The sequence below is a fragment of the Ignavibacterium sp. genome (assembly GCA_032027145.1).
GTDB lineage: Bacteria > Bacteroidota > Ignavibacteria > Ignavibacteriales > Ignavibacteriaceae > IGN3.
Genome location: JAVSMP010000001.1, coordinates 404,635 through 430,642, shown reverse-complemented (window position 1 = coordinate 430,642; position 26,008 = coordinate 404,635). Strand labels below are relative to the sequence as shown.

Below are 26,008 nucleotides of genomic sequence, written 5' to 3'. Positions count from 1 at the left end.
TACAAAATACATTCACTGCTATTGTCTGTTTAAGATTAGCTGCTTTGCACTTTCAATACTTTCTTTTGTCAAAACTTCTCCGCTTACAAGTTTTGCAACTTCGCTTATTCGTTCATTATCATCAAGCTGTCTGATAGAACTAACAGTGCGGTCATCAATTTGTTTTTTCTCAACCGAGTAATGATAATCTGCCATGCCGGCAATTTGCGGGAGATGTGTTATAGCAATTATCTGATGAAAAGATGCAAGATTCCGTAATGCTGTACCGACCTTTTGAGCAATTCTTCCGCTTACACCGGTATCAATCTCATCAAATATCAATACCGGGAGTTTATCAGATTCAGCAAGAATAGTTTTCAATGAAAGCATTATTCTGGATACTTCGCCGCCGGAGGCTACTTTTGCCAAAGGTTTAACATCTTCACCAGTATTTGTGCTTATGTAAAACTCGACTTCATCAAAACCCGAATCAGAATAATTATATTTTTTATTATTGAATAAAATAAAATCAACACCGTCTGTTTCTGTTTTGCTTATTCTAACTTTGAATGATCCATTTGAAATACCAAGCTGAGCTAATGATCTAATTACCTCGCTTTCAATTTTTGCTGCGGATTTTTTTCTTGACAAGGAGATTTTTTCGGCCGCTTCACCTGTGGATTTTTGAAGAGTTTTTATTTCACTCTGAATTTTATTAATTGCATCTGAAAAATTATCAGCAAGTTCAAAATCTTTTCCAATTTTATTCCGGTGTTCAATAATATTTTCAATTGAGCCGCCGTATTTTTTCTTTAACAAATTTATTGTACCAAGCCGTTCACGCTTGTATTCAATCTCTTTTGGGTCAACATCAATTTTTGATTTATATAATCTTAATGAGTCAGCTAATTCTTTTACTATCGTTAAAGCCGAGTCACACTCGCCTTCAGATTCAAGAAATGATTTATCTATTCCGGAAAGTTGATTTAATTTGTGTTTAGTTTCACCCAGCAGATCAATGACAGATGGTTCTGCATCATATAATTTTGTATAAACCTCTTCAGTAAGTTCCAACAGTTTCTCTGAATTTTCAAGAATATTAAGTTCATTTAAAATTGCATCATCTTCACTGATAGAAGGTGAAACAGAATCAATTTCTTTGATTTGGAAAGCATAGATTTCCCTTTTTTCTTTAATTGATTCTTCCTTTGACTTTAAATTCTTTAGCTCACTGTTTTTTTTGTTTAATTCTTTATAAAGAGCTTGATATTCCTCAATCAATTTAGAATTTCCCGCATACTCATCAAGAAAACTAATATGACTTTCAACCCGTAGTAATGACTGATGTTCATGCTGACCATGAAGATCAACAAGAAAATCACCAAGCTGTTTAATAAGAGTTAATGCAACAGGGGTATCGTTTATAAAACATCTGTTAGAGCCTTTTAGTGAAATCTCGCGCCGAATAATTAAATCTGGCTGAAACTCAATTTCGTTTGCTTCTAATAAAGACCTTACTTTTTTATTTGACTCTACATCAAAGAAACCTTCAACGAAAGCTTTCTGTGCACCTTTCCTCACAACATCAATTGAAGCTCTTTCACCGAGCAGCAGACTCATTGCATCGATCAAAATTGATTTACCGGCGCCTGTTTCACCGGTTATTATATTTAGACCCTTGCCAAACTCGATTTGGGTATGATCAATTAGTGCGTAATCTTTTATTTCTAATGATTTGAGCATCGCAATTACAAAATTATGGTGTGAAAAATAAGCAAGATTAAGATTAAGAGCGAGAGGCAGTATCAAAAATATAAGTTTGTTTTATCTGCTTAACGTAAAAGTCTTTTATTTTCAAATAAAATCAAACCCGATTTACTGAATTAAAATCATTTTTTTCGTTTGTATAAAGTTATCGGTTTGTAATTGATAAAAATATATACCACTGGCAATATTATTACCTCCGGCAGAATAACTATTAAATTCAATCTCATATTCTCCGGCTGATTTTTCTTCATTAACCAGAACAGAAACTTCATTTCCAAGAACATCATAAACCTTTAAGGTTACAAATTGTCTACTGCCTATTGTATATTGAATACTGGTTGTTGGATTAAACGGGTTCGGATAATTCTGGTAAAGCACAAAATTATCCGGTTGAACAAATACCGCATCATTTAAATCTGTAGCGATATTCATGTAATCAAGAGTGCCTCTTAAAATTGCATTGGCAGTAATATCAAAATTGCCTGTTTGTGAACATTGATACATATCTTCGTAAGTAATTGCCATAACACTTTCTCCATGATTTATCCAGAACCAGCTTTCCGGATACTGAAGTGCGGTGCCGCCTGTCCAGCTGACAAAAAAATTAAAAGGTTCAATTCCATTAGGATAATAAAATCTTACACCATTTATAAAATTCTGTTCAAGTACTGCATAAGCAGGCGATGTGCCGTTTTCATGATGATAAACAAAATATCTTTTGCAATCAGATGAAGAGTGCATATTAAGCATTACTTCAATTGGATTTTCAGATGCCATCAGCTGAATAAATCTGGCTTTCAAAGCTGCAACTTCCGGCTGATGAGGAAAAGTATTCCAGTTGCTTTCAAGATCAACATTGTTTGCATTTCTTCTCGGTAAACCTAAAACAACTCCATCAGGGTTAATCATCGGAATAACATAAAACACACAGTTACCCCGGGCAGTCTGAGCCAATTCAGATTCCGAAATAAGTATTTTTATAATTTCTCTTGTAACATAGAATCCTTCAGTTTCCTGCGGATGAGTTCTTGCATGAATATGTACTGTTCTTTTTCCTGAAATATTATCCGGATCATCGGCAATAGTAAGCTGCCACAATGGTCTGCCTTGTACACTTAAACCAATCGAATCAATCTTTACATATTCACTCAAACGCCATTTGTTCAGATCAGCTAATAAACTATCATAACTGTAGCCCATATATTCAGTTGATAAAACTTGTTCCTGAAAAGATTCATCAATAGGAAAGCCGCATTTATCCACCTCTACATTTTTACCATTAATAGTTTTGTACCTGTCCTGAGAGATTAATAAAATGTTAAGAATGATTATTAAAAATATTATCTGTTTAATAACTTGCTTCAATGCTTATAATTCCGATTATTAATAAAAACACAAGGCTGTTATTAATCATTATAACAGCCTTAAACAACTAACTTATTCAGTATCCGGTTTACCTCTTAAAGAATCCCAGATCATATAAACGCAGATAACTGCAAAAATAACCAAACCAAGCAGTTCAGCTGAGTGTGATTCTGCCCATTCAGGATTTACCCAGTTGAATCCCTGCCATCTTAAAATAGCGCTTATCACGCCCATCAATGCACCACCGGCGATAAATCCGGATGCTATTAATGTTCCGCGTTCTCTTCTTGCATTATTTATCTTTTCATCTTTACTGCGTGTTGAAACATAATGTGCAATTAACCCGCCAACTAAAAGCGGAGTGTTAAGTTCAAGCGGGATGTACATACCAAGTGCAAAAGCAAGTGCAGGCACTTTTATCATTGTAAGCACTAATGCTAAAATTGCACCTACAATGTAAAGCGTCCAGGGTGCGGGCTGCTGATCCATAAGCGGTTGTATTACAGCTGCCATTGCATTTGCCTGCGGTGCAACAAGTGAGCCTTCACCAACGAATCCATAAGTTTCATTAAGGATCATAATAACAAATCCAACTGTTAATGATGAAACCAGGACACCAAGAAATTTCCATTGCTCCTGTTTTAATGGAGTTGAACCAAGCCAGTAGCCAATTTTAAGATCGGTAATAAATCCGCCTGCCATTGAGAGTGCTGTGCAAACTACACCGCCGATTATCAGAGCAGCAACCATTCCTGATTCACCTTTTAATCCGACTGAAGTAAGAATAATTGAAGAAAGAATCAGTGTCATCAATGTCATACCACTAACCGGGTTCGTTCCGACAATTGCTATAGCATTTGCAGCCACAGTTGTAAACAGGAAGGAAATGATAAGGACAATTAATAATCCAGTTAATGCCCATCCCAAATTATTAACTACACCAAGATGGAAGAAAAGTAAAAGTAAGCCTGCGGTAATAATCAAGCCTACTACAATTATCTTCATCGAAAGATCTATCTGAGTTCTTACTGTTTTATTTGCACCATCTTTTTTATGAAAAATTTCTTTGAAGCCGAGAGAAATTGCATCACGGATAATTTTAGATGAGCGGATAATGCCGATAATACCCGCCATTGCTATTCCGCCAATACCAACATGTCTTACATATTGTCTGAAAATTTCTTCAGCACTCATAGCAGAAATTAATTTTGTAGCACCTGTTCCGAAAGTTTCAGTTAATCCGCCTCCGATGTATGATATTACAGGAATTAATAAATACCACGAAACAAAAGAACCGGCGGCGATAATTGCAGCGTATTTTAATCCAACGATATAACCAAGACCCATTACAGCAGCACCAACATTCAATCTGAATACAAGTTTGAATTTATCCGCAAGCATTTCACCAAATCCGAAAACTCTTGTAGTAAATACTTCGCTCCACCATCCAAAAGTTGCAATTATAAAATCATAAATTCCACCAATTAATCCGCTTACAACAAGTACAAGAGCTTGTTTACCACCTTTTTCACCTGCCACTAAAATTTCAGTAGTTGCAGTTGCTTCAGGGAAGGGAAATTTTCCATGCATTTCTGCAACAAAATATTTCCTGAATGGAATCAGGAAGAGTATTCCTAAAATTCCGCCAAATGCAGAAGCAAGAAATATCTGAAAAAAATATGCCTGAAGATTTAAGATATAAAGTGCAGGTATTGTAAAAATAGCTCCCGCAACTATTAACCCTGAGTTCTGCCCGATGGATTGAATAATTACATTTTGCCCAAGAGAGCCCTTTTTCTTTAAGAGAGTTGAAACACCAACAGCAATAATTGCAATTGGTATTGCAGCTTCAAAGACTTGTCCGATTTTTAATCCCAGATAAGCAGCTGCCGCAGAAAACAGAATTGCCATAAGCAATCCCATAATAACAGAATAGGGGGTAATTTCCTGCGGAACTGATTCAGCAGGCATTAAAGGTTTATAAGTCTCACCCGGTCCAAGCTCTTTATAAGCATTCTCCGGAAGTCCTTTTATTTGTCCGCCGTGGTCTTCACTCATTTTATTCTCCTCTATTAGAATTTAAAGTTAATTGGTAATTCATATTCTGCTTTTTCAGTTGTGGGCGATTTAAAATAAATTTTGCCATAACCTTCAGCATCTGCAGGAATTGTCAGTTCTGGTTTACTGAAATCAATATCAATGTATTTAATACTGTTTGGATAAAGTGTTAGTAAAGCCCTTCCACTATGTTTTACACTTACTGTTTGAGGTTCAGGAAGGAAAGTGATTTCCTCAACACTAAGATTAGCAGATAACTCTTTATGAGCAAATGCAGGGATTATTTCAAGTGTATAGTCTGCAGTTTCTTTATTCTTGGGCATTTCGATACTTAGATTTCCGCCGCTTCTGTAAGAAAGTCCGCTTTTGCTCAATGCTTTACCATTTTCATCAAGTATCTGAATTGCAAAGTCAGTTACTTTGCCATAATCTTCTTTTGTCATTTCAAATGAAAATTCCTTTGAAGCTTCACCTTTGTTTAATGTAAAAGGCATTTTGTATGTTCCATTTCCATCAACAGTAAGATTATATTTTCTCTGATAGCCGAACATTTCAGCATCAATATTATAAGTTTTTACTTCGTTAAAGTAATTAACAACTTCAATGCGTTTATCTGTAGATGACACTTCTTTTGAATCAACAGTATGTATTGATAAAAACTCAACTGCAAGATTATAAGTTGATGGTTCTGCAGCAAGAAAGAATCCATCAATATCAATTTCATAAACGCCGGGTTCAAGATCATAATAATAATTTTCTATTTTTTCATCTCTATTAACTGAGTAAAGAACGCTGGAAATATCAACCTGTATTCCGTTATTATTATGAAGAAAATATCTGCATCTGGAATATTTATTAGAGGAAGCATCTCTGCTAAGTGTAATTTTCATACTGTTTTGTCCGGCAGGCAAACTAACAAAATATCTTTTTATCATACCCTGCTGAACAACCTGATCTTTCCATTGCATTTTAAAATTATTTGTTGAGTTAAACTCAAATGGAATAACAACAGTTGCAATCATATTAAACTCAGGTGTTTTGCTTGCATCATCTCTGTAAGCTGTTATTTGCGCAGTATAAAGCCCCGGTTCTTTAATTTTTGATTTATCAACTTTAACATTAACATTTGCAAACTGATCATTTCGTATATAAACTTTTTTCTGAACAAGCCTCAGCCACTCTGCATCTGATTTAAGATTAAATACTCTGTAAAACTTATCAGATTTAATAGTATTCTCTCTTTTGATATTAAATGCAAATACCTCATCGCCTGTTAAAAATGATCCATCACGAATGTATAGATTTCTTGATTTGTTATCCGGTTGATTAGGTGCGAAAGATGAAACCGTGTAAGTTTCAAATTTTGAGATCTCATTATTTTTTAAATATTTTTTAAGCACATCATAAGCATTCATAACATTTATATAACCGGCACCCTGATCTAAGATAGTATAATCAGTCCATTTTACAGCACCTTCTCTGATTATTTTGTATAGAAGCTGTGAAGGAATCTTAACTCCCGGAAATTCTTTTTCAGCAGCACTTAATAAAAGTGCCATAACACCTGAAGTATAAGGACAAGCCATGCTTGTTCCCCACATTCTATCGCCCATTGAAAAATTTGGCACAGTAGAAGTTGCAGCTCCCGGAGAAATAATATCCGGTTTGCTTACTTCCCCTCCTCTGGAGCTAAAGTGCAAAAGAATATCTTTTGGTAAAATATTTCCATAATTATCGCGGGCAATTTCATCAGTTAAAACCGCACCAGATGAAAAGACAAAACTGCTTGATGATGGTAAACCTGAGGTTGATATTCCCGGACCTTCATTGCCGTTACTGGTGGAAACATATAGGTAAGGATTTTTACTCAGCAGTTCAGCAAGAAATTTTTCTATTTCGGATCGTGCTTCAATCTCGCTTCCGATACCAAAACTCATACTAACAATGCAGGGAGTTTTCATTTCTTTAGAAATCTTATCTGCATAAAGATACGCCTTCTTCATAGATTCAGTAACTGTTGCACCTCCGGGATAATTGTTATTTCCTAACTTAATTCCAATAACTTTGGCACCAGGAGCTACACCGTTTATACCTGCATCGCCAATATTGTATCCTGCGGCAATCCCTGCACAATGTGTTCCGTGTGAACCATCATCAAAAAACAGTGATATAATTTTTTCGTCAGGAAAAATATTTAAAGCCATTGTAAGAGGAGTTAACCCCTTTTGATTCTTTATTGTGAATGCATCAAAATTTTCCTTATAGTTTCTTAAAGGTTTTTCATCAGATAAATCACCATTGCCGTTTGTATCAAAGTAAACAACCCAATAACCTTCGGTTGTTTTATATGTTACCATAAAATATTTATCATCCTTAACTCCGTTTCCGTTCAAATCCTGTGCGCCAGAACCTGAATTTAAAAGATGAGTTTCATTCAGGACAGACATCCAGTAAACATCGTCTGCACTTTTTAACATTTTACTTTTATCAGCAAACACCGAATAACTCTTGTCTGTATTCTCAAAAAAGTCTTTCCCGTCTTTGCTGGTCAAATTAGCTTCAACAATCGGCATATCGCCTTGACCGGTAAAATCCTGCACGTCAATTACTTTTACTTCTCCGGTAGATGTTTTTAATAATCCATCAATTCCCATATCAACGCCTGTATCAAGGACTATAATTATAGTACCTCTGCCATCATATTCTGGATGGAGTTTGATGAATTCTTCGACTCCGGTATCTTTAAGTGAAAGAAATGTCTGTCCTTCTTCCTGAGGAAAAATTGCTAAAGTAAATAACAGCGCAAAGAAGAATAATAATCTGGTTTTCATGATAATTCCGTTATTTTAAGATATAATAATTTTTTGTGATGAGAGAATTAGGTATGAAGTAATATGTAAGCTGCTTCATAAATTTGAATTTAATTATAAAATTTATGTTTAAATTTACACACAAATAACCAGATTTTTCAAACAATTTGTTAAGTGTTTTATTATAACTGCCTCTTCGACGGAAGGGGAAAATCTGATTTATTATAAGGTGTAAGATTTCTTAATCGGGGATTCATCCAAATCGAAAATATTTTTAGACCGTCACTCTTAGTAAAATTGAAGTGTGACTTAAATAATTAAATTATGAAATCAAAACTTTACATCGTATCAACTCCAATTGGTAATTATGAAGATATAACTTTGCGTGCTTTGCGGATTCTGAAAGAATGTGATTTTGTTATTTGTGAGGAGTTTAAAGAAGCACGAAGATTATTAGCTCATTATAAAATTCAGAAAGAGCTGTTTTCACTTAATGAGCATAATGAAAATGAAGCTGCTAATGATTTAATTTTGAAATTACTAGAGGGAAAATCAGCAGCATTGATTTCTGATTGCGGCACTCCACTATATTCTGATCCTGGACATTTACTCGTTGCCCTCGCATTACAAAACAGGATTGATGTTGTTCCAGTTCCGGGTGCGAGTTCTTTATTAACAGCCTTAGTTGGCAGCGGATTTGATTTTGAAAAATTCTACTACTACGGCTGGCTTTCTCCAAAAAAAGATATAAGGAGAAAGCAGTTGTTGGATCTGAGAAAAAGAAAAGAAACAATTGTTCTGCTTGATACTCCGTACAGATTAAAATCTTTAATGGAAGATATTGTAAAACTTATTGGTGCAAATGTTCCTTGTGTGCTTGCATTTGAGTTGACTAAAGAAAAAGAAAAATTTTATCGTGGCAATACAGGTAAAATCTTGAATGTTATTGAAAGAGAAAAATTAAAGGGTGAGTTTGTATTAATAATTAAAAACCAATAGCACACTGATTAAGCTGAGCAAACAGCTTAATACAGATCAGTTTAAATCAGTCTAATCAGTTCAATCCGTGTTCTATTTCCTTAATAGTGCTATATTTTCAATATGATAGGTATGTGGAAACATATCAACCGGTCTTATCTTAATGAGTTTATAGCCAGCCTCAACCATTAACTTAATATCCCGGACCTGTGTTGCAGGGTTGCAGCTTACATAAACAATTTTTTCAGGAGATAAAGCAATAACATCATTGACTGTTGTGGGATGCATTCCACTCCGCGGCGGATCGATGATTATTACATCGGGCTTAGCTAATTTATTTTTATTAACAATCGGAAGAAAAGATTTAAAAAGATCTGCTGAAAAGAATTTTACATTTTGTGTTTTGTTTAACTCAGCATTAACGTGTGCATCTGCAATTGCCGATTCTACAGATTCAAATGTATAAACTTGTTTCGCTTTATCAGAAACATAAATAGCAATTGTTCCTGCGCCCGAATAAAGGTCATATATAATTTCATTCCCGGTTAACTCTGCGTACTCCATAGCAGTTTGATATAATTTTTCTGCCTGCAAAGTATTTGTCTGGAAAAATGAATTTGCACTTATTCTGAATTTATATTTTCCGATTGCATCGCAGATAAAACCCGAACCATAAATCACTTTTTCATAATCACCAACAGCAACAGCAGCAAATTTTTTATTTACATTGTTGATGATAGTTGTAATTTCAGGTATCTCTCTTCGTATTTCATTAGAATATTCATCTAACAATTTATGGTTCTCTTCAGATGTAACAAGATTAACCATCAAGTCATTTGTATGGAATGACTGCTTAATAACGAGATTGCGCAAAAAGCCAGTATGAGTTTTTGTGGAATAGATTGAAGAGTTTATGTTCTTAAAAAAATCACGGGTAAAATTTAAAATTTTGTTTCCGTTTTCTGATTGAAGAAAGCATTCATCTATATCTAGTACTTTATCAAAAATTCTTGGAATATGTAAACCAAGAGCAAAATCTTTATCAAGAGTTTTTTCATCTGCAATTTCAGTTCGAGTTAACCAGCGTTTATCACTGAATGAAAACTCCATTTTGTTTCTGTAATGAAAAACATTTTTTGATGGAATGATTGACTCAATTTCAAAGTTGGAAAACCCGCCAAGTTTATTAAAAATTTCTTTTACTTGCTCTTGCTTGTAAAATGTTTGGGTTTCATAGTTAAGATCTTGTTGTTTGCATCCGCCGCAAGTTCCAAAGTATTTGCATCTTGCATTAATCCTTTCTTTTGATGCTTCAATAACTTCAATTGTTAATGCCTCGGCATATGAATTTTTTATTTTTAATAATCTTGCTTTTACTTTATCACCGGGATATGAACCCTGCACAAAAACAACATAATTTTTTTCATTACCGTTTTCTTCGCTCAAACCAAGCAAATCATTTTTAGAAACTTTTGCAATTCCTTTTCCTTCAAACGCATACTTTTCAATTTGAAGTTCTACTATTTCGCCTTTTTTTATGTTCATTTTTCTTTCTTTGATTGTCATTGCAAGTCGGGCTATAGCCGGTGAAGCAATCTGCTAAATAATTATAAGTTTTCTTAAATGAATTTTTAAGAGTACAATAGATTGCTTCGTCTGGCTATGACATCCTCGTAATGACATACTAGGTTTTCTTCAATATCATCATCTTAAATCCGATATACTTATCAGCTCCAAGCTTTAGGTATGCATTTGATTCGTGACTGATCTTATTTAATATTTTTTTGAAATAACTCTTTTCTTTATCTGTTAAATGATTGGAACTTTCATTAAGAGCTGTAGCAGCATTTTCATAAAAACTTGTTAATGATGATGAAAGATCTTCATCGTACAAAACAGAAAACTTTCTTTCCTTGTAGTACTTGGTACATTCATCATTTATTAACGGTAAAATATCTGAAGCATCAAAAATGTTTTTAACAAATGTGGGATATTCTTGTGCAAAAGCTGTAATCTCACTTACACAAAGAGTTCCGTCAGGTTTAAGAATCCTTTTTATTTCTTTAACAATTTTATTTCTGTTGGTAAGTGATATTGAGGCTTGTGCATAAACAAGATCAAACTCTTCATTCCTGAAATCTGTATTAACAAAATCCATCATCTTAACAACAACATTAGAATCTTTGTCAAGATTTAATCTTGAGTTCATAAGCGAATCATAATCATTTACAATTATCTTCACAGATTTCGCTTCGTTCTCAATCATTTTTTCTGCAATCTTTTCGCTGTTAGACCCGATAATTAAAACATCTTTTGCTGAAATATCATACTTAGATTTTAAAATCCTGAATTGCTTGAATCCGCCGGGTAAGAGTATTTGTTGATTTTCTTGTTTCATTTTGTAAAAAGTTTGTAACAAAGTTAATTATAAACGATTTAAGATTGAATTAATTCTTTGGTATCATTCTTTGTTTTGCCTTTATCTTACAACAATCTTATTTTTGATAAAACAATTTGTACACATCGGAGAATCAATGTTAAAATCTAAGTTTTTAATCTCACTCTTAATCTTACTGTCAGTATCAACTTTTACTCAAACAAAAAGAGCAATTACCGTTGATGATCTTTGGGCAATGAAACGAATTGGCAATTATAATATTTCACCTGATGGAAAAACAATCGCATACACTTTAACCTCTTACTCTTTTGAATCAAACAAAGGTAATACAGATATTTATTTAGTTGATGCTGATGGAAAAAATTTACGGGCTTTGAAAAATTCTGATAAAAATGAAGGTGAACCAAAATTTTCTCCCGACGGAAAAACAATTGCATTTACACGCGGCGGACAAATCTGGCAATGTAATCTTGATGGATCTAATGAAAAACAATTAACAAACATTTACACGGGTGCTTCTGATTTTGAATGGTCATCAGATGGAAAGAAAATGTTATTTGTTTCTTCAGTTTATCCCGAATGTACAACTCAGGATTGCAATGAACAAAAAGATAAAGCTTATGAAGAAAGTAAAGTTAAAGCAGAAATTTTTACGGAGTTAATGTATCGTCACTGGAATGATTGGCGCGGACATAAACGCAGCCATTTGTTTTTACTTGATGTTGCAACCGGCGAATTTAAAGACTTAACTGAAAGCAATAAAGAAGATGTTCCTCCCCCAGCATTAGGCTCATCAAACGATTTTAATTTTTCGCCTGATGGAAATGAAGTTGCTTATTCGTTAAATCCTGAATTTACTAAGGCAACAAGTACAAACATCGAAATTTATCTTGCAAGTTTAACTCCACCATCTGCGCCAAAAATAATTTCAACAAGTAAGGGTGTAGATTGCCAGCCAGTGTATTCACCAGATGGCAAGTGGATTGCCTGGACATCAATGAAGCGTGCGGGATTTGAAGCTGATAAACTCGATTTGGTTTTGTTTAACCGTAAAACAGGTGAGATAAAAAATCTTACTGGAGATTTTCAAAATTCAGTTTCAGAATTCGTTTGGTCACCAGATTCGAAAACAATTTATTTTATTTCTCCATATCAGATTTATAATTCAATTTATAAAATTGATGTCAACTCCAATAAAACCGAAATGCTGCACAAGGAAAATTTTAACACAAGCATTCAGCTTTCTAAAGATGGAAAAACAATTTATTTTTTAAAACAAAAAACCGATTTGCCAACTGAGATTTTTTCAATTAGCACTGATGGAAAAAATACATTGAAGCGAATTACATTTACTAATGAAGAAGTTTTATCAAGACTTGAAATGAATCCTGTAGAAACATTTTGGTGTGAAGGAGCAAATGGAGATAAAGTTCAATCAATTTTAGTTAAACCGCCTTTCTTTGATCCAAATAAAAAATATCCAATGATGTTTTTAATCCATGGTGGACCACAAGGAGCATGGGAAGATAATTTCCATTATCGCTGGAATCTGCAAATGTTTGCTGGTGCTGGTTATGTTGTTGTTGCACCTAATCCGCGCGGCTCAACTGGTTACGGACAAAAATTTACAGATGAAATTTCTAAGGATTGGGGCGGTAAAGTTTATACGGATTTAATGAACAGCTATGATTACGCAATTAATAATTTTTCTTTTATCGATCCCAAAAATACTTTTGCTTCCGGTGCTTCATACGGCGGATATATGATAAACTGGATTGAAGGACATACTGATAGATTCAGTGCTTTGTTCTGTCATAATGGAACTTTTAATCTTGAAAGTATGTGGGGAACAACAGAAGAACTTTGGTTTCCTGAATGGGAACTTGGCGGCACCCCATGGGAAAACCGTGAAGCTTATGAAAAATGGTCACCGCATCGTTATGCAGAAAATTTTAAAACACCAATGCTGATTGTACACAGCGCTTATGATTTCCGGTTATCGGAGGAACAGGCTTTTCAGTTATTTACAACTTTACAAAGATTGGGAGTTGAAAGTAAATTTTTATATTTCCCGGATGAAACACATTTTGTAAGCAAACCTCAAAATGCAAAGTTGTGGTGGAATACAGTGTTTGATTGGTTTAAATCGCATCAAAAACAGGAGTAGTAATGAAAGAAAGAGATTATGAAATAGTTGCGCCCGATGATGAGATCTTCGAAAACCTTGGTGATCTTGGGGCATTCAGAACCGGTGGTAAAACCGAACGTGAAGTTGAAGAGGATTATAAAGACAGAACGGCTTATGTTGAAGAAAACTTATGGAGTAAAGTACAACGTGTCGGTAAAAAAATATCTTTTGCAAAAGATATAATGGCTCTCTATAGTTATATGAGAGACCCATTTGTAAGCTGGCATCGTAAAGCTATTGTTGTTATGGGATTGATTTATTTTATATCGCCAATCGATACAATTCCTGATATTGCCCCCTTAGTTGGTTATCTTGATGACCTTGGTGTTATTGCTGCGCTAATAAAATTTTTGGGCAGCGAGCTTGTTCCATATTATGATGCTAAATACAGGAGTTAATAATTAGTCATTGCGGTCCCGACTAAGTCGGGTGGAGCAATCTATTACACAACAGATTGCTTCGTTATTCCATTCCTCGCAATGATAAAATGAAAATCTATGAACTTCAAATTAATCAAATCAGATATTTTATATAAAGGAAAAGTATTCGATCATCAGGTTGATGAAATTGAATATAGCAGCGGGAATAAGAGTGTAAGAGAAATTGCTGTTCATCCCGGCGGAGCAGTAGTTGTTCCAATTAAGGATGATGGTAAAATTGTTTTTGTCAAACAGTTTCGTTATCCATTGCAAAAAGTCCTGATTGAACTTCCTGCAGGTAAATTAAATAAAGGCGAGGATCCATTAAACTGTGCAGTAAGAGAACTGGAAGAAGAAACCGGATATAAAGCAAGTGAGATTAAAAAACTCGGACAGATTTTTACTACTCCGGGTTTCTGTACAGAAATTCTTACTATCTATTCTGCAAAAGGATTAATCCCTGGTAATACTCATCGTGAAGAAGGTGAACAAGGAATGGAGATATTAGAATTGACTCTGGATGAAATTGTTAAAATGATTGGCTCTGGTGAAATTAACGACGCTAAGACAATCGCGGGGATTTACTACATTACCAACATCAAATAACTAAATAACCATTAAGACCTTAAACAAGTATCTCTTTTTATTCTCCTGATTAGAGTTAGATCTGTTAAAAGCGAAGGATGATAATTAAGGAGCATTTAATTTTTATTCTGTAACAAACACTAAGTCCTGAATCTATTTAACAACAGCTTTCTGTAAACTCTATTAAATGTTAAGTCGCATTTCGACTTCGCTCAATGCGACACCCATTTGTCAGGCTGAGCGGAGACGAAGACTGATACTAATTATTCTCATCTTAAAGTCACGTTTCGACTTCGCTCAACGTGACACCCATTTGTCAGTCTGAGCGGAGACAAAGCCTGATACTAATTATTCTCATCTTAAAGTCACGTTTCGACTTCGCTCAACGTGACACCCATTTGTCAGTCTGAGCGTAGTTGAAGCCTGATACTATATTTCGATTTTGCTCAATGCGACATCTAATTTATTTTTCAATTTTGTTTATAGCCATCCCATTTTTTTATACCAGCAATATGTTTGAAAAAATCCCTCATGCAGTGAAGTATTAGGATTAAAACCCAAATGTTTTTTTGCCTTTTCGATTGAGCACGCCCAGCTATTCTGAGTCAACTCTCTTGCTTTCTGCCGGTTAAGTAAAACATGCTTATTAAATAAATTGCCAATCAGCTCAGTAGTACTGCAAATCCCAAAAACAATACAATGAGGAAGATGAATATTCAATGGCTTTTTATTTAAAATCTCAGCAATTGTATTACCAATTGTTTCATTGGGATAGGAAGTGTCAGACCCAAGGAAATAAATTTCATCCTCTGCCTGATTTTTTAGAGCAGCTAATGTAATACCGTCAACAAGATCATCAACATAAATCAGGTTCAGATATTTTTTGTTTAAACCTATCTGGAGTTGGATTCCATGATTTATTGATTTCATATACTTGTAAAAGCCTCTTTCTCTCGGACCGTAAACAGCCGATGGTCGCACTATAGTTATTGGAATTTTGTTACGGTATTTAAGAATTTCATATTCAGCCATCATTTTACTGATTCCGTAATCAGAAATAGGGTGGTATGGAGTGTTCTCATTGACTTCAGTTCCAGTTAATGATGGTCCGACTGCCGTTAAACTACTTATATAAATAAATCTTTTTATGTTATGATTACTGTTTGCGCAAAATTCAATTAGTTTTTTTGTTGCAAGATAGTTGCCGGAATAATAATCATTTTTTGATTTAGCATGAGTAACACCTGCGACATGAAATATTATATCAATGCCATCCAGAATATTTTCTGACAATGAGCCATTTTCAATATCACCTATAATCAATTCAATATCTAAATGCATTAATTGATCCGAATTAAGATAATCCTTCGAAATACATTTAACAGAAATATTACTTGAGCATAATTTTTCAATCAAGTGGCTTCCGATAAATCCAGTTCCACCGGTTACAAGTGCTTTCATTTCAGAACTCCTTCCTGTTGTATCACACTAAGAACAATAAATAAATCAAGAGTAAGACCGATTAAAGAGTGAAGTATAAATGGATATATGACAGACTTTGTTCTTAAAGACATAAATCCAAATAATACTCCTCCAAAAATTGAAGCAAAAATTTCTCCGTTTGACATCCCAATATGCCAAAGACAAGAGGGGATAATCTGTATGCAGATTGCTATTGAATCACCAACGTACTTTCGTAAACCGAACAGCATAAACCCTCTGAAGAAAATTTCCCAGCCTGAATAAAAAAGTAAAATTCTGATGGCTTCAAATTTTATGAACACAGATGTTGAACCAGCTATTTCTTTTGATTGAGGATAAAAGTTCAACAATTCTTCATCGTAAATAGATGGGTACAAAACAAATGCAGCAATTAAAGGATAAAAGACAGCTATTGATTTAATCCCTTTTTTCCAATCACCGATATTCAGTCCATACTCTCTTAAAGATTCTTTAAAAAGGAATCTAATCAAGAGTAAAGGAATGATAGCCAGAAGTATAAAAGTTAATACAAACATGCTTATAACCGAATTGTATTCTGATATATCCGGAAAACTTTTTGTTATGAATTGAACTGTTCCGAAACATTTATGAATCGCCAGAATAAAAACTGAAACAATTAAAACAACTATTGGTTTTAATTCATCATTTGAGATGACGCGCTTTAAATTCAGAGTGTTTAATGTATTCATAACTAATGTCTCATTTCTTTTGATACTAACCACATAACAGTTTTGTTAAGAGCATCTTCAAATGGTGTAATTTTATAGTCAATTTCTTTAATTGCCTTGTCCGATGAGAAGCTCCAGTCTAAACAAAAAGTTTTTACCCACCCTGGTGTAATCAAAGGATAATGATTTGAAACTCTTGCCCGGTATTCTTCTATTTTGCTGATAAGCAAAGCAGCTTTTTCAGGAACATGAAACATTCGATATTTTTTGTTTGAAATTTCAGTTACTAAAGAAAAGAATTTATTTAGTGATAGATTATCTCCTCCAAGAATGTATCTTTCTCCCTTTTTACCAAGCTTCATAGCGTTTATCATTCCGCTTGCAACATCATCTAAAAAAACATAATTGCCAATTGCATTACCATCTCCCAGTATTACTCTCCATTTACCTTTTAAGTAAAGATCAATTAAAACGCATAATGCATTACTTTCGACCAATAACCCGGGTCCAAATGGTCTTGTCGGATACACACTAATTATATCCATCCCAAGGTTTAAATATTGTTCAATAACTTTTTCAGCTTTTAATTTTGAATCTTCATAGACAGTTAAAGGAGGGATAGATCTTAAGTTTGTTTCATCATTAGGTTTACCATTTGAGTTACCCAATACTATGCTTGAAGAAGTAAACAGCACGCGGTTAAGATTGTACTTCAATGATATATCTAAAATATTTATCAAGCTTTGGGTGTTATATTCATAATAAATATTCGGATCTTTAGCCCAACTACGGGCGTACGCTGCCAGATGATATACTGCTTCACATCCAAACATTGCTTTTTCAATACTTGTTTTGTCAAGAATATCTCCTATAAAAATTTTAATATTTGGATGAGTCAAGCTGCTGGTATCTGATGTGCTTCTGCATAATGCATGAATTGTATAACCTTCACTGCATAATTTTTCGATTAGCTTGTTACCTATTAATCCTGATCCGCCGGTTACCATACATTTCATCTTAGCATTCATAATTATTAACCATTATTCACTTAATGAATTTTGTGCAGATACCGGATGAAGAATATTATTAAAGAAATTCTTTATAATGTTTATGATCCTGATAACAAGCGGATATGTTTTTATTGATAGAAAGCCGGTTATTATTCCACTTAATGAATCAAGCGCATAGTGAAATCTTCCATAAACAGTTGAGATATATAAAAGGATTACAGGGAAGAGAATGATAAAAAAAACATTTTTATTGTACTTATAGCAAGCCCAAAGAATAACCGTAGCAGCCGTACAGTGTGGGCTTGGGAGACTTCCTCCGGGGAAATGAAAATTATTTCTGACTAATTCAGAAGTGTACGTAAACATACCACCAGAAAGCGGAACAGAATATTTTTCTGGCATAAAATAAGTTTGGCTTGCAACCGGGAACAAGATGAAGCCTAAATAACAAAATACATAACAAAGAGAAATTACCGAAAGGTATTCTGCAGCTCCTTTTTCTTTTCCGCTTTTATAAGCAACAGCGGCTGTAATTATCAGCAATGGAAGGTATGATACATAAGCAAACATCATTGTTTCTGTTAAATAGGGTGAAATGATATTTTCTAGTATTAATGACATTTCATTTCCAAAAACCATTTTATCAAAAGCAATAAGGTTTGCATCAAGCCAGTTGTGATGAAAGACCAGTTGAAAGTTGGATGATAATCCAAAAAAGTAAGCGAAGAACAGTAAAACAAAGAATGTTTGTAAAGCTGCTTGCAAAGCCTTTCCCTTTATCCAGGCAATTGTTTTAAAGGCAATAAAAACACCTATTAAGAGAATGAATAACTCTATGAAAACTGAGTTGAAATTAGAGATTGAAGAATTAAATAAAATTCCTAATCCCAAATAAAAAACTATTAAAGATATGATCAGAAAATTAATGTTTGAATAAACATTGTTTCTGTTTAATAATTGAGTATTCATAACACATCTTTCTTTTAATTATTAGTAGAAATTATCTTGTACCATCTGCACTTAATTGTTTGTGCCAGTTACCTCTGTTCCAGCTTTCCAATTCAATCTTTAAGCTGCCAAGAAGCACTTTAACTTCGGCATAAAGCGGGATTGCGGCTTCATCGTTACTTATCCACCCCATAAATTCACCGGATAAGTTTTGCGAAGTTCCACCTTCCCAATCAGCAAATCCAAAATACTGATTGGACATCACAGGATAATCAAGAGCATCAATTTCAATTTCTTCTTTGTTACCGGTAAAAATTAATTTTGTGTTTTCTATTTTGCTTTCAATTATTGTAGGAACATTCATAACCTTAATCTGTTTTGAATTAGCTCTGGTAAAAAAGAATAATGATGGACCATCTAAATAGCGGGGACATTTATTTATCTTAACTGAATCAATCAGGCGATGGTTAGTTACATCAAAAACTTTCGAGACAGATGTCTTGGATTCTTTATCGTATTCAGTTGTGTATTTTACTTCATCACTGCCGTTTCTATAAAAACCATAAAATGAGTTGGACATTAATGACTCACGATCTATAACGCTCTCATTGTATTCTCTAATATCTACAAATGGAATTGAAGGATTTGATTCCACAAGCATACTGACTTTAATACAATCAGCATTACCTTCGTAAGGTATTGTTTTGATTGTGATTGTTCCGATTCTGAGAAATGTCCACTTTACCTTATAAACAAGAGTTTCACTAGGGTAAAAAATTCCATTATTTACTGGTGATGTTTGTGAAATAAGCTCAAAAGAGTTAAAACCGGCTACAATCAATAATATTTTTATAATTGTTTTCATAATTGTTTTTATAATTTCTGATTTGAACTACTGTAAGCTTATTGAATCTTGATTGTTTAGTTGTCATTTAATTGTCAAAAGAAAGTAAAACAATTAACATTTGCCTTTAATTGACCGTGGAAGAAATTGTAAAGAGGAATATCTCTGTTAAAATCAAAGATGCTAAAACAGTTGTTGGGATTTATTATATTCACAATAATGTGAATCTTTAACAACTCTATCTTTTATCTAAAAGCCTAAATTCCTATATTAAATCAACATTAATTCAATAATTATGAAGATTTACGATCACCTGCTAAATACAATAAAGGAAAAAGGAGCTGCCTATTTAATTCTCCTTGATCCTGATAAGCTTTCAGAAAATAAATTAAGTGATTTCTTAAAACATTGTCTAAAATCCGGAGTTGATGGCTTTTTAGTAGGTGGCAGTTTGATGATTAATGGTGATTTTGAATCTTTCCTTGAAAAAGTAAAGATCAACACTAACTTACCTGTTATTATTTTTCCCGGCAGTATTACACAGGTTTCATCATTTGCCGATGCAATTTTATTTCTCTCGGTTGTAAGCGGAAGAAATCCTGAACATTTAATAGGTAAGCATGTTCTCGCAGCACCATCAATAAAAAAAGCAGGAGTTGAACCAATATCCACCGCCTATATATTAGTTGAATCAGGTTCAACCACAACAGCAGTATATATGAGCGGGAGTTTACCAGTTCCAAGAAATAAACCCGAGATTGCTTCGGCAACTGCACTTGCATCTGAATATCTCGGAATGAAATTAATTTATCTTGAAGCCGGCAGCGGTGCTGATAATTCAGTTCCAAATGAAATGATTAAAGCTGTAAATGAACAGTGCAGCATTCCGATTATCGTTGGCGGCGGAATCAGAACTCCGCAAACTGCACGAGAAAAAGTTGAAAACGGTGCTTCGGTTATTGTAACAGGAAATTATTTTGAAGATGAAAGAAACTGGAACCTGATTAAGGATTTTGCTACTGCTGTACATATTAAGCAAAGTATTTTAGTTTAATACAAATGTCATTCCGAGTTCCAATTTATTGGAACGAAGGAATCTGCAGATTGCTTCGTCAGGCAAGCCCTCCTCGCAATGACAATCATATTTAATGGGTTTAAAAAATGGAACCACAGAAATTTATTATTGATTCTCTCAACGAAAGTTCAGAGACAAAATTAAAGATAAGAGATCAGCTGATTGAAAAAATCTTACAAGCTGTTGATATACTTGTCTTATCATATAAAGACGGCAACAAACTTTTATTGTGCGGTAACGGAGGAAGTGCTGCAGATTGTCAGCATATTGCAACCGAATTTATGATAAGGTTAAATCACACCATTAAACGTCCGGCTTTACCAGCGATTGCGCTAACAACTGATTCATCAAACCTTACTGCAGGCGGAAATGATATCGGTTTCGAGAATGTGTTTGCCAGAAATGTTGAAGGGCTTGGTTCACTCGGCGATGTTTTACTTGCGATATCTACAAGCGGAAATTCCAAAAACATTATTAAAGCAGTTGAAAAGGCTCATTCTAAGGGGATGAAAGTAATAGGGTTTTTAGGCGGTAACGGTGGAGAATTAAAATCACTTGTTGATTTACCGATAATTATTCCATCATCAAATGTTCAAAGAATACAAGAAGGACACATCACTGTTGCGCATATTATCTGCGAGCTTGTAGAAGATAGGCTTTATGGCAGCTAATTTTTAAACAGCACAATCCAGAATTGAAAAATCTTTATTCAATCTTATTTATTATTGTTTGATAGACGCGTGCCCATCCAATTGATCTTATCACCAATTTGTATATTGTGTTTAGCACAAAAACCCGCTACTACTTCAACAACATACTTTGAAAGCTCGGATGCCGGATAGCTTTGCTCTGTAAGAATTTTTGTGTCTCTGTGAATTGTTACAATCTTTTTCTGTTCATTAACAAATATCATATCAAGCGATATAAAAGTATTCCGCATCCAGAAAGATTGATAAGCTTCTTTAGGAAAAATAAAAAGCATTCCCTGATTTTCAGACATCTCTTTTCTGTTCATTAAACCAAGTTGTCTCTCATAATCATTATCGGCTATCTCCAAATCTATTTTTGCCTTTAATGTACCGAGAGAATCAGTAAATATAAGTTCACCTTCCTTTGTAAAAGTATAATATTCCATTTTGGGCTCTTTGTTAACAAAGTTATTAATTATAAAATAACCTATAACTGCAAGAACAATAACCGCGATAATAATTTTTTGTATTGGTAATTTTAATTTTATATCGGATGATTTTTGTATCTGACGCTTGCTTTGCTTTTTAGCCATTATCATTTTCCTGATATTTGTGCAGGGCAAATATAATGAATCAATATTATTTTTATGAAGATATATTTAATCATAATATATTTTGTTTAAGTTAGAATGGTTTAATTCATACAGATAAATAAACTGCATAAAAAATGAACGCTTTATCGGATCAAAACATAACTTTCCCTCTGGTTTCGATTATTATGGCGGTTTATAACAGAGAAGATTATATCCCAAGAGCTGTTGATTCTGTGCTGAATCAAAGTTATAAAAACTGGGAATTGATAGCAGTTGACGATGGAAGCGAAGATAAATCAGCCAAACTGTTAGAAAATTATAAAACCAACAATTCACAAATAAAAGTTATATATCAGCAGCATCAATTTCTTCCGGCAGCACGAAACAACGGTATCAAAAATTCTAAAGGAGAGTATATTACTTTTCTGGACAGTGATGACGAATACCATGTTGATCATATTTTGAAAAGAGTAAATTATTTAATTGAAAATCCTCAGATTGATTTATTACGAGGCGGTGTTAAAGTAATTGGGAATGAATTTGTCCCAGATAAAAATGACACAACAAAACTTATCCATCTTTCTCAATGCACAATCGGCGCAACCTTTTTTGGTAAAAGAAAAGTTTTTATTGAACTAAACGGATTCAAAGATATACGCTATAGTGAGGATTCAGAATTTCTTGAAAGAGTTAATAAAATATTTAAAGTTGAAAAAGTTAGTTTTCCGACATATATATATCACAGGGAAACACCCGACAGTATAACAAATACAATTAAGAAAAAATGAAAAGTAGAATTCTTGAAAGAAAAATAATTTCACCAACTGCTCAGCAGGAATTAATGATTGAGAGCGGCTGGGGTAAAGACGTCCTTACAAAAACTGTAGTCGAAAAAATCACTTATTGGTCAGACGGATTAAAAGTAAAAGGCTACATTGCTTATCCAAAAGATAACTTAAAAAAATATCCTTGTATTATCTGGTGCCGCGGGGGAATTGGCAATTCCGGAGCGATTGATAAATTTACTGCACGCGGTATGTTTGGACAAATAGCAAGCTGGGGCTTTTGTGTTTTTTCTTCTCAATACCGAGGTAATGACGGCGGAGAGGGGCATGATGATTTTGGCGGTGATGATTTGAATGATGTCCTTAATCTGGTATCTATTGCTGATGAAATTCCACAAGCTGATACTAAGATTTGGGGAATTGAAGGCTGGAGCCGCGGCGGAATGATGACTTATCTTACTTTAACAAGAACAAATATTTTCAAAGCTGCTGTTGTCATCGGAGGAATTGCAAATCTAAGGTGCAGTGGCGAAGAAAGTAAATTTAAGAAAAGGCTGTATGAGCAGACTTCAAAACAATTTAAGGAAAATGATTTTAAAAGCAGTTGTGAGAAAAGATCAATAATTAATTTTCCGGAGAAACTTCCGCAAACCACTCCATTGCTGATTATTCACGGTAATAACGATGAGCAGGTTACTCCAAATGATTCAATAGACCTCTCTTATAAGTTGTTGGAGCTTAAAATTCCTTATCGTTTGGTTATGCTTGAGGATGGAGATCACTTTTTAAAATCCCACAGAAAAGAAGTTGATGATATGAAGAGAAACTGGTTTGAGAAGTATTTAAAGTTTGAGTAATTAAATTTAAAATGACTCTAACTTTTCTAACAACTTGACCATAGCAAAAGTATCCAGTTTACAATATTCAAGAAGATTTGTCCGGATATCAGCAATCTTCATTAAATCAGTTTCTTTGAATAAACTTTCAAATTTAATTGATGCAAGTCCGCCCTCATTAATTTGTAAATTCTCATAGCTTAATTCCGGTATTAGCGCGGGCAGAACATATTTAATTGAATACGAGCCTTTCATATCGTTTGAATAATAATATTTTTTTTGGAAAGGCAGCATTAAATCTTTTATGCGGCTGATTCTATCTTGAATCTCATCATTAAACTCAGGGAAAGTTTCTGCGATTTCTTTTAACCGGGTAATCTCAAATGTTTTATTATAAGTAATTATATCTCCTTTGCCTTTGGTTACTTTTAAGAGATTAGTAATGAATTTAATTCTCGGATCAGTTGATGCCTCAGCTAAAAAATCAAAATGCTCAGGTTTGCTTTTTTTACTTTTCTTATAATGAACAGAATACTGAAAAGGTATTTGCATATACGGTTTTGAATTATCAAACATCGGAACGGCAGGCTGAAATGTTTCAAAATCCATAAAGTAAATTGGATAGTTAAGTCCGGATAGGAAATCCTTAATAGCATCAATATCAATTATACTTTTTTTGCTCTTATAAACATCAAGCTGTAGCTGGGCTGATTTGGGTAGTTTTACATCGTCGGGAATATCTTCAAGCTTTATTATTCCGTTTCTGTATAAATCATATTTTTTATCCAGATGCAAACCGGAAAGATCGAACACTGAATTATCTGGAATATGCTTTCTGCAATAGTGAAAGAATGAACAGATATAGGGTATATGACAATGCTCTCCAATATCTATATCAGGGATTGATGTTTCTCTCAATACTTCCTTAAAGCGATTAACTTTTTCTTCCACCCAATCCTGCATTGATAAAATTGTATTTAAAACTGATTCAGTCTTAAAAAGCACATTTAAGTCAAGCTCTCCATTCCTTACATATTTATTATTTATATAAACAATGGAAAAATCTTTTATGCTATAACCGCTGTTGGAAATTACCCAGTATTGCAGAGCCGCATCCTGCAGATAAGTTTCTGAAATTGAAACGGAACTTTTAACTTCAAATATTTCGAGAGAATCTCCTTCATTAATAACTATATCAGCTATGGATAAGACGTTGCTAAAATTAAATGAAGCTTCATAGATTACTTTTTGTTTATTCTGTATCAGCTCTTTAGTTTGTGCTATTGCTTTGTGATATTCAACTATAGTTTTTGGTGAAGCATCAATTCCATCAGGGAAAAGCTGTTGTGCCAGCTTCCCAACATCTGTCCCGCGGTTAAATACTGCATTCTGCATTTCAGAAACCGGATCCATTTTGCTGTAATGGTATTTGTAAAGATATAAATGTTTTTCGCATTGAACGCCGCGTATAAAAGAAGATTTACTGAGAAGATGTGAACTCATTATAATTCCAAGCAATAATAATTGTCAGATAATAATTTAATATTTTAAACCATAAGTATTTGATAGTTTATTTATTTAAAAGAGATTATTTAATTTTATAAAGATGAGACTCCTGTTTTTAATACCTGTCCTGTTGTATTGCTTTCAATCATTGAATTTGGCGCAAGAAATTCATCTAACTAAGGGCTATGATAACGGATATGCATGGACGTCTCTTTCGCAGCCGATAAAAAAGCTTGTAGATTACAAACAGAATTATCTCGCTTCGATTCTTGATAATCAGAAACTTCGGAGATTATCTAGAGGTAAATCACCTGCTTTATTCAATTGTGATGAAGATATAGTTAACCTCTCAAAATCACCATTATCTGCTCGGATTGATCTTGACGCAGTTATTAGAAAGCTGGATAAATTTTATTTGGATGATGAGAATCTTATTATACCGGTATTAGGTGCTTATTGTTATTGCATAAAAGAACTTGCAGGAACAGACAAAACAGAGTTAGAAATCTACAGACAGAAGTTGATTGATTATTCGAAGCATTAGTTAAAACAACTGCGGCTCTTCGGGTTTCTTTTTAGTTTTCTTTTCTTTTTTTTGATCTTTTAAAAAGTCAGCAAAATCCTCTCTTTTAATAATATAAATCTTTCCAACCTGAAAGGATTTTAACTTCTTGCTTTTTATATGATACAAAACTCCCGAATGACTCAAGTCCAGAAGTTTTGCTACTTCCTGAACGCTGAAGAACTCTTTCATAATGTTTTTACGATTACTGAATACTTCTTACAACCTTAATTTAAACAGTTAAAATCAGAGTTTCAATCAAAACTAATAAAATTGGAAACACAAATTCAGAAATTCTGCTTATAAGATTGATGAAGTTGAATTTTGGAAACTATAAAACAATCTTCCGCTATTAATGCACAAAACTTACCCGAATTGTTTAGGTATTAAATAGGGAAGTAAGCGGCATAATAATTATATAATCGTGGAAGGCTTGTTATAT

General features: G+C 33.7%; 23 protein-coding genes. 9 read left to right on the top strand and 14 right to left on the bottom strand.

Annotation, left to right across the window (positions count from 1 at the left end):
* Window positions 1-18: 18 nt before the first annotated feature.
* The 4 genes from recN to ROY99_01645 form a co-directional block, all read right to left on the bottom strand.
* Window positions 19-1,722, bottom strand: a complete 1,704-nt coding sequence (gene recN, locus ROY99_01660; protein MDT3695065.1) for a DNA repair protein RecN — start codon at window positions 1,720-1,722, stop codon at window positions 19-21.
* 132 nt (window positions 1,723-1,854) lie between these two features.
* The gene (locus tag ROY99_01655) at window positions 1,855-3,111 is read right to left on the bottom strand and encodes a M14 family zinc carboxypeptidase (GenBank protein ID MDT3695064.1); all 1,257 of its coding nucleotides are present in this window, start codon (window positions 3,109-3,111) and stop codon (window positions 1,855-1,857) included.
* Window positions 3,112-3,183: 72 nt separating this feature from the next.
* The gene (locus ROY99_01650) at window positions 3,184-5,169 is read right to left on the bottom strand and encodes an oligopeptide transporter, OPT family (protein ID MDT3695063.1); all 1,986 of its coding nucleotides are present in this window, start codon (window positions 5,167-5,169) and stop codon (window positions 3,184-3,186) included.
* Between the two features lie 14 nt (window positions 5,170-5,183).
* Complete coding sequence (locus ROY99_01645) at window positions 5,184-8,000, bottom strand: S8 family serine peptidase (protein MDT3695062.1); 2,817 nt, start codon at window positions 7,998-8,000, stop codon at window positions 5,184-5,186.
* Window positions 8,001-8,303: 303 nt separating this feature from the next.
* On the opposite strand from ROY99_01645, the gene rsmI reads away from it, so the two are divergent.
* On the top strand, window positions 8,304-8,978 hold the full coding sequence (gene rsmI, locus ROY99_01640) for a 16S rRNA (cytidine(1402)-2'-O)-methyltransferase (protein MDT3695061.1): 675 nt from the start codon (window positions 8,304-8,306) through the stop codon (window positions 8,976-8,978).
* A 72-nt stretch (window positions 8,979-9,050) separates the two neighbouring features.
* Here the strand turns inward: rsmI and rlmD are convergent, their stop codons facing one another.
* Both rlmD and ROY99_01630 read right to left on the bottom strand, forming a co-directional pair.
* Window positions 9,051-10,502, bottom strand: coding sequence for a 23S rRNA (uracil(1939)-C(5))-methyltransferase RlmD (rlmD, locus tag ROY99_01635; protein MDT3695060.1), 1,452 nt, complete (start codon window positions 10,500-10,502; stop codon window positions 9,051-9,053).
* A 139-nt stretch (window positions 10,503-10,641) separates the two neighbouring features.
* The gene (locus ROY99_01630) at window positions 10,642-11,355 is read right to left on the bottom strand and encodes a methyltransferase domain-containing protein (protein MDT3695059.1); all 714 of its coding nucleotides are present in this window, start codon (window positions 11,353-11,355) and stop codon (window positions 10,642-10,644) included.
* Between the two features lie 136 nt (window positions 11,356-11,491).
* Here ROY99_01630 and ROY99_01625 point away from each other — a divergent pair, with 136 nt between their 5' ends.
* The 3 genes from ROY99_01625 (at window position 11,492) to ROY99_01615 (ending at window position 14,568) form a co-directional block, all read left to right on the top strand.
* Window positions 11,492-13,522, top strand: a complete 2,031-nt coding sequence (locus ROY99_01625; protein MDT3695058.1) for a S9 family peptidase — start codon at window positions 11,492-11,494, stop codon at window positions 13,520-13,522.
* 2 nt (window positions 13,523-13,524) lie between these two features.
* Window positions 13,525-13,941: a YkvA family protein gene (locus ROY99_01620; protein MDT3695057.1), complete on the top strand. Its 417-nt coding sequence runs from the start codon at window positions 13,525-13,527 to the stop codon at window positions 13,939-13,941.
* A gap of 99 nt (window positions 13,942-14,040) precedes the next feature.
* Window positions 14,041-14,568 carry an NUDIX hydrolase gene (locus tag ROY99_01615; GenBank protein MDT3695056.1) on the top strand — a complete coding sequence of 176 codons (528 nt, stop codon included), beginning with the start codon at window positions 14,041-14,043 and terminating at the stop codon, window positions 14,566-14,568.
* Between the two features lie 459 nt (window positions 14,569-15,027).
* On the opposite strand, the gene ROY99_01610 is transcribed toward ROY99_01615, so the two are convergent.
* From ROY99_01610 to ROY99_01590, 5 genes are read right to left on the bottom strand one after another with little or no spacing between them, the layout of a single operon-like run.
* Complete coding sequence (locus ROY99_01610; GenBank protein ID MDT3695055.1) at window positions 15,028-16,008, bottom strand: NAD(P)-dependent oxidoreductase; 981 nt, start codon at window positions 16,006-16,008, stop codon at window positions 15,028-15,030.
* On the bottom strand, window positions 16,005-16,739 hold the full coding sequence (locus tag ROY99_01605; protein ID MDT3695054.1) for a CPBP family intramembrane glutamic endopeptidase: 735 nt from the start codon (window positions 16,737-16,739) through the stop codon (window positions 16,005-16,007). The genes ROY99_01610 and ROY99_01605 overlap by 4 nt, the downstream gene beginning before the upstream one ends.
* 2 nt (window positions 16,740-16,741) lie before the next feature.
* Complete coding sequence (locus ROY99_01600; GenBank protein MDT3695053.1) at window positions 16,742-17,746, bottom strand: NAD-dependent epimerase/dehydratase family protein; 1,005 nt, start codon at window positions 17,744-17,746, stop codon at window positions 16,742-16,744.
* A 12-nt stretch (window positions 17,747-17,758) separates the two neighbouring features.
* Window positions 17,759-18,697 carry a phosphatase PAP2 family protein gene (locus tag ROY99_01595; protein MDT3695052.1) on the bottom strand — a complete coding sequence of 313 codons (939 nt, stop codon included), beginning with the start codon at window positions 18,695-18,697 and terminating at the stop codon, window positions 17,759-17,761.
* 31 nt (window positions 18,698-18,728) lie between these two features.
* Window positions 18,729-19,541, bottom strand: a complete 813-nt coding sequence (locus tag ROY99_01590; GenBank protein MDT3695051.1) for a DUF3108 domain-containing protein — start codon at window positions 19,539-19,541, stop codon at window positions 18,729-18,731.
* 274 nt (window positions 19,542-19,815) lie between these two features.
* On the opposite strand from ROY99_01590, the gene ROY99_01585 reads away from it, so the two are divergent.
* Window positions 19,816-20,574, top strand: a complete 759-nt coding sequence (locus tag ROY99_01585) for a geranylgeranylglyceryl/heptaprenylglyceryl phosphate synthase (GenBank protein MDT3695050.1) — start codon at window positions 19,816-19,818, stop codon at window positions 20,572-20,574.
* A gap of 107 nt (window positions 20,575-20,681) precedes the next feature.
* Window positions 20,682-21,266, top strand: a complete 585-nt coding sequence (locus ROY99_01580; protein MDT3695049.1) for a D-sedoheptulose 7-phosphate isomerase — start codon at window positions 20,682-20,684, stop codon at window positions 21,264-21,266.
* Window positions 21,267-21,310: 44 nt separating this feature from the next.
* Here the strand turns inward: ROY99_01580 and ROY99_01575 are convergent, their stop codons facing one another.
* A complete protein-coding gene (locus tag ROY99_01575) occupies window positions 21,311-21,877 on the bottom strand; it encodes a DUF192 domain-containing protein (protein MDT3695048.1) in 567 nt (188 codons plus the stop codon).
* A gap of 134 nt (window positions 21,878-22,011) precedes the next feature.
* Here ROY99_01575 and ROY99_01570 point away from each other — a divergent pair, with 134 nt between their 5' ends.
* Both ROY99_01570 and ROY99_01565 read left to right on the top strand, forming a co-directional pair.
* Window positions 22,012-22,665 (top strand): glycosyltransferase family A protein, encoded by a 654-nt coding sequence (locus ROY99_01570; protein ID MDT3695047.1) that lies wholly within the window; start codon window positions 22,012-22,014, stop codon window positions 22,663-22,665.
* A complete protein-coding gene (locus ROY99_01565; GenBank protein MDT3695046.1) occupies window positions 22,662-23,519 on the top strand; it encodes a prolyl oligopeptidase family serine peptidase in 858 nt (285 codons plus the stop codon). The genes ROY99_01570 and ROY99_01565 overlap by 4 nt, the downstream gene beginning before the upstream one ends.
* 6 nt (window positions 23,520-23,525) lie before the next feature.
* Here ROY99_01565 and ROY99_01560 read toward each other — a convergent pair whose 3' ends face one another.
* Window positions 23,526-25,001 (bottom strand): DUF2779 domain-containing protein, encoded by a 1,476-nt coding sequence (locus ROY99_01560; GenBank protein MDT3695045.1) that lies wholly within the window; start codon window positions 24,999-25,001, stop codon window positions 23,526-23,528.
* Window positions 25,002-25,158: 157 nt separating this feature from the next.
* Here ROY99_01560 and ROY99_01555 point away from each other — a divergent pair, with 157 nt between their 5' ends.
* Window positions 25,159-25,548, top strand: coding sequence for a hypothetical protein (locus ROY99_01555; GenBank protein MDT3695044.1), 390 nt, complete (start codon window positions 25,159-25,161; stop codon window positions 25,546-25,548).
* On the opposite strand, the gene ROY99_01550 is transcribed toward ROY99_01555, so the two are convergent.
* Window positions 25,549-25,758 (bottom strand): helix-turn-helix domain-containing protein, encoded by a 210-nt coding sequence (locus tag ROY99_01550; protein ID MDT3695043.1) that lies wholly within the window; start codon window positions 25,756-25,758, stop codon window positions 25,549-25,551.
* Window positions 25,759-26,008: the final 250 nt, after the last annotated feature.

Bases quoted from the DNA above. Each gene is read 5' to 3' on its own strand.
- recN (MDT3695065.1), bottom strand. From the start codon at position 1,722: ATGCTCAAATCATTAGAAATAAAAGATTACGCACTAATTGATCATACC.
- ROY99_01650 (MDT3695063.1), bottom strand. From the start codon at position 5,169: ATGAGTGAAGACCACGGCGGACAAATAAAAGGACTTCCGGAGAATGCT.
- ROY99_01645 (MDT3695062.1), bottom strand. From the start codon at position 8,000: ATGAAAACCAGATTATTATTCTTCTTTGCGCTGTTATTTACTTTAGCA.
- rsmI (MDT3695061.1), top strand. From the start codon at position 8,304: ATGAAATCAAAACTTTACATCGTATCAACTCCAATTGGTAATTATGAA.
- rlmD (MDT3695060.1), bottom strand. From the start codon at position 10,502: ATGAACATAAAAAAAGGCGAAATAGTAGAACTTCAAATTGAAAAGTAT.
- ROY99_01630 (MDT3695059.1), bottom strand. From the start codon at position 11,355: ATGAAACAAGAAAATCAACAAATACTCTTACCCGGCGGATTCAAGCAA.
- ROY99_01625 (MDT3695058.1), top strand. From the start codon at position 11,492: ATGTTAAAATCTAAGTTTTTAATCTCACTCTTAATCTTACTGTCAGTA.
- ROY99_01620 (MDT3695057.1), top strand. From the start codon at position 13,525: ATGAAAGAAAGAGATTATGAAATAGTTGCGCCCGATGATGAGATCTTC.
- ROY99_01615 (MDT3695056.1), top strand. From the start codon at position 14,041: ATGAACTTCAAATTAATCAAATCAGATATTTTATATAAAGGAAAAGTA.
- ROY99_01610 (MDT3695055.1), bottom strand. From the start codon at position 16,008: ATGAAAGCACTTGTAACCGGTGGAACTGGATTTATCGGAAGCCACTTG.
- ROY99_01605 (MDT3695054.1), bottom strand. From the start codon at position 16,739: ATGAATACATTAAACACTCTGAATTTAAAGCGCGTCATCTCAAATGAT.
- ROY99_01600 (MDT3695053.1), bottom strand. From the start codon at position 17,746: ATGAATGCTAAGATGAAATGTATGGTAACCGGCGGATCAGGATTAATA.
- ROY99_01595 (MDT3695052.1), bottom strand. From the start codon at position 18,697: ATGAATACTCAATTATTAAACAGAAACAATGTTTATTCAAACATTAAT.
- ROY99_01590 (MDT3695051.1), bottom strand. From the start codon at position 19,541: ATGAAAACAATTATAAAAATATTATTGATTGTAGCCGGTTTTAACTCT.
- ROY99_01585 (MDT3695050.1), top strand. From the start codon at position 19,816: ATGAAGATTTACGATCACCTGCTAAATACAATAAAGGAAAAAGGAGCT.
- ROY99_01580 (MDT3695049.1), top strand. From the start codon at position 20,682: ATGGAACCACAGAAATTTATTATTGATTCTCTCAACGAAAGTTCAGAG.
- ROY99_01575 (MDT3695048.1), bottom strand. From the start codon at position 21,877: ATGGCTAAAAAGCAAAGCAAGCGTCAGATACAAAAATCATCCGATATA.
- ROY99_01570 (MDT3695047.1), top strand. From the start codon at position 22,012: ATGAACGCTTTATCGGATCAAAACATAACTTTCCCTCTGGTTTCGATT.
- ROY99_01565 (MDT3695046.1), top strand. From the start codon at position 22,662: ATGAAAAGTAGAATTCTTGAAAGAAAAATAATTTCACCAACTGCTCAG.
- ROY99_01560 (MDT3695045.1), bottom strand. From the start codon at position 25,001: ATGAGTTCACATCTTCTCAGTAAATCTTCTTTTATACGCGGCGTTCAA.
- ROY99_01550 (MDT3695043.1), bottom strand. From the start codon at position 25,758: ATGAAAGAGTTCTTCAGCGTTCAGGAAGTAGCAAAACTTCTGGACTTG.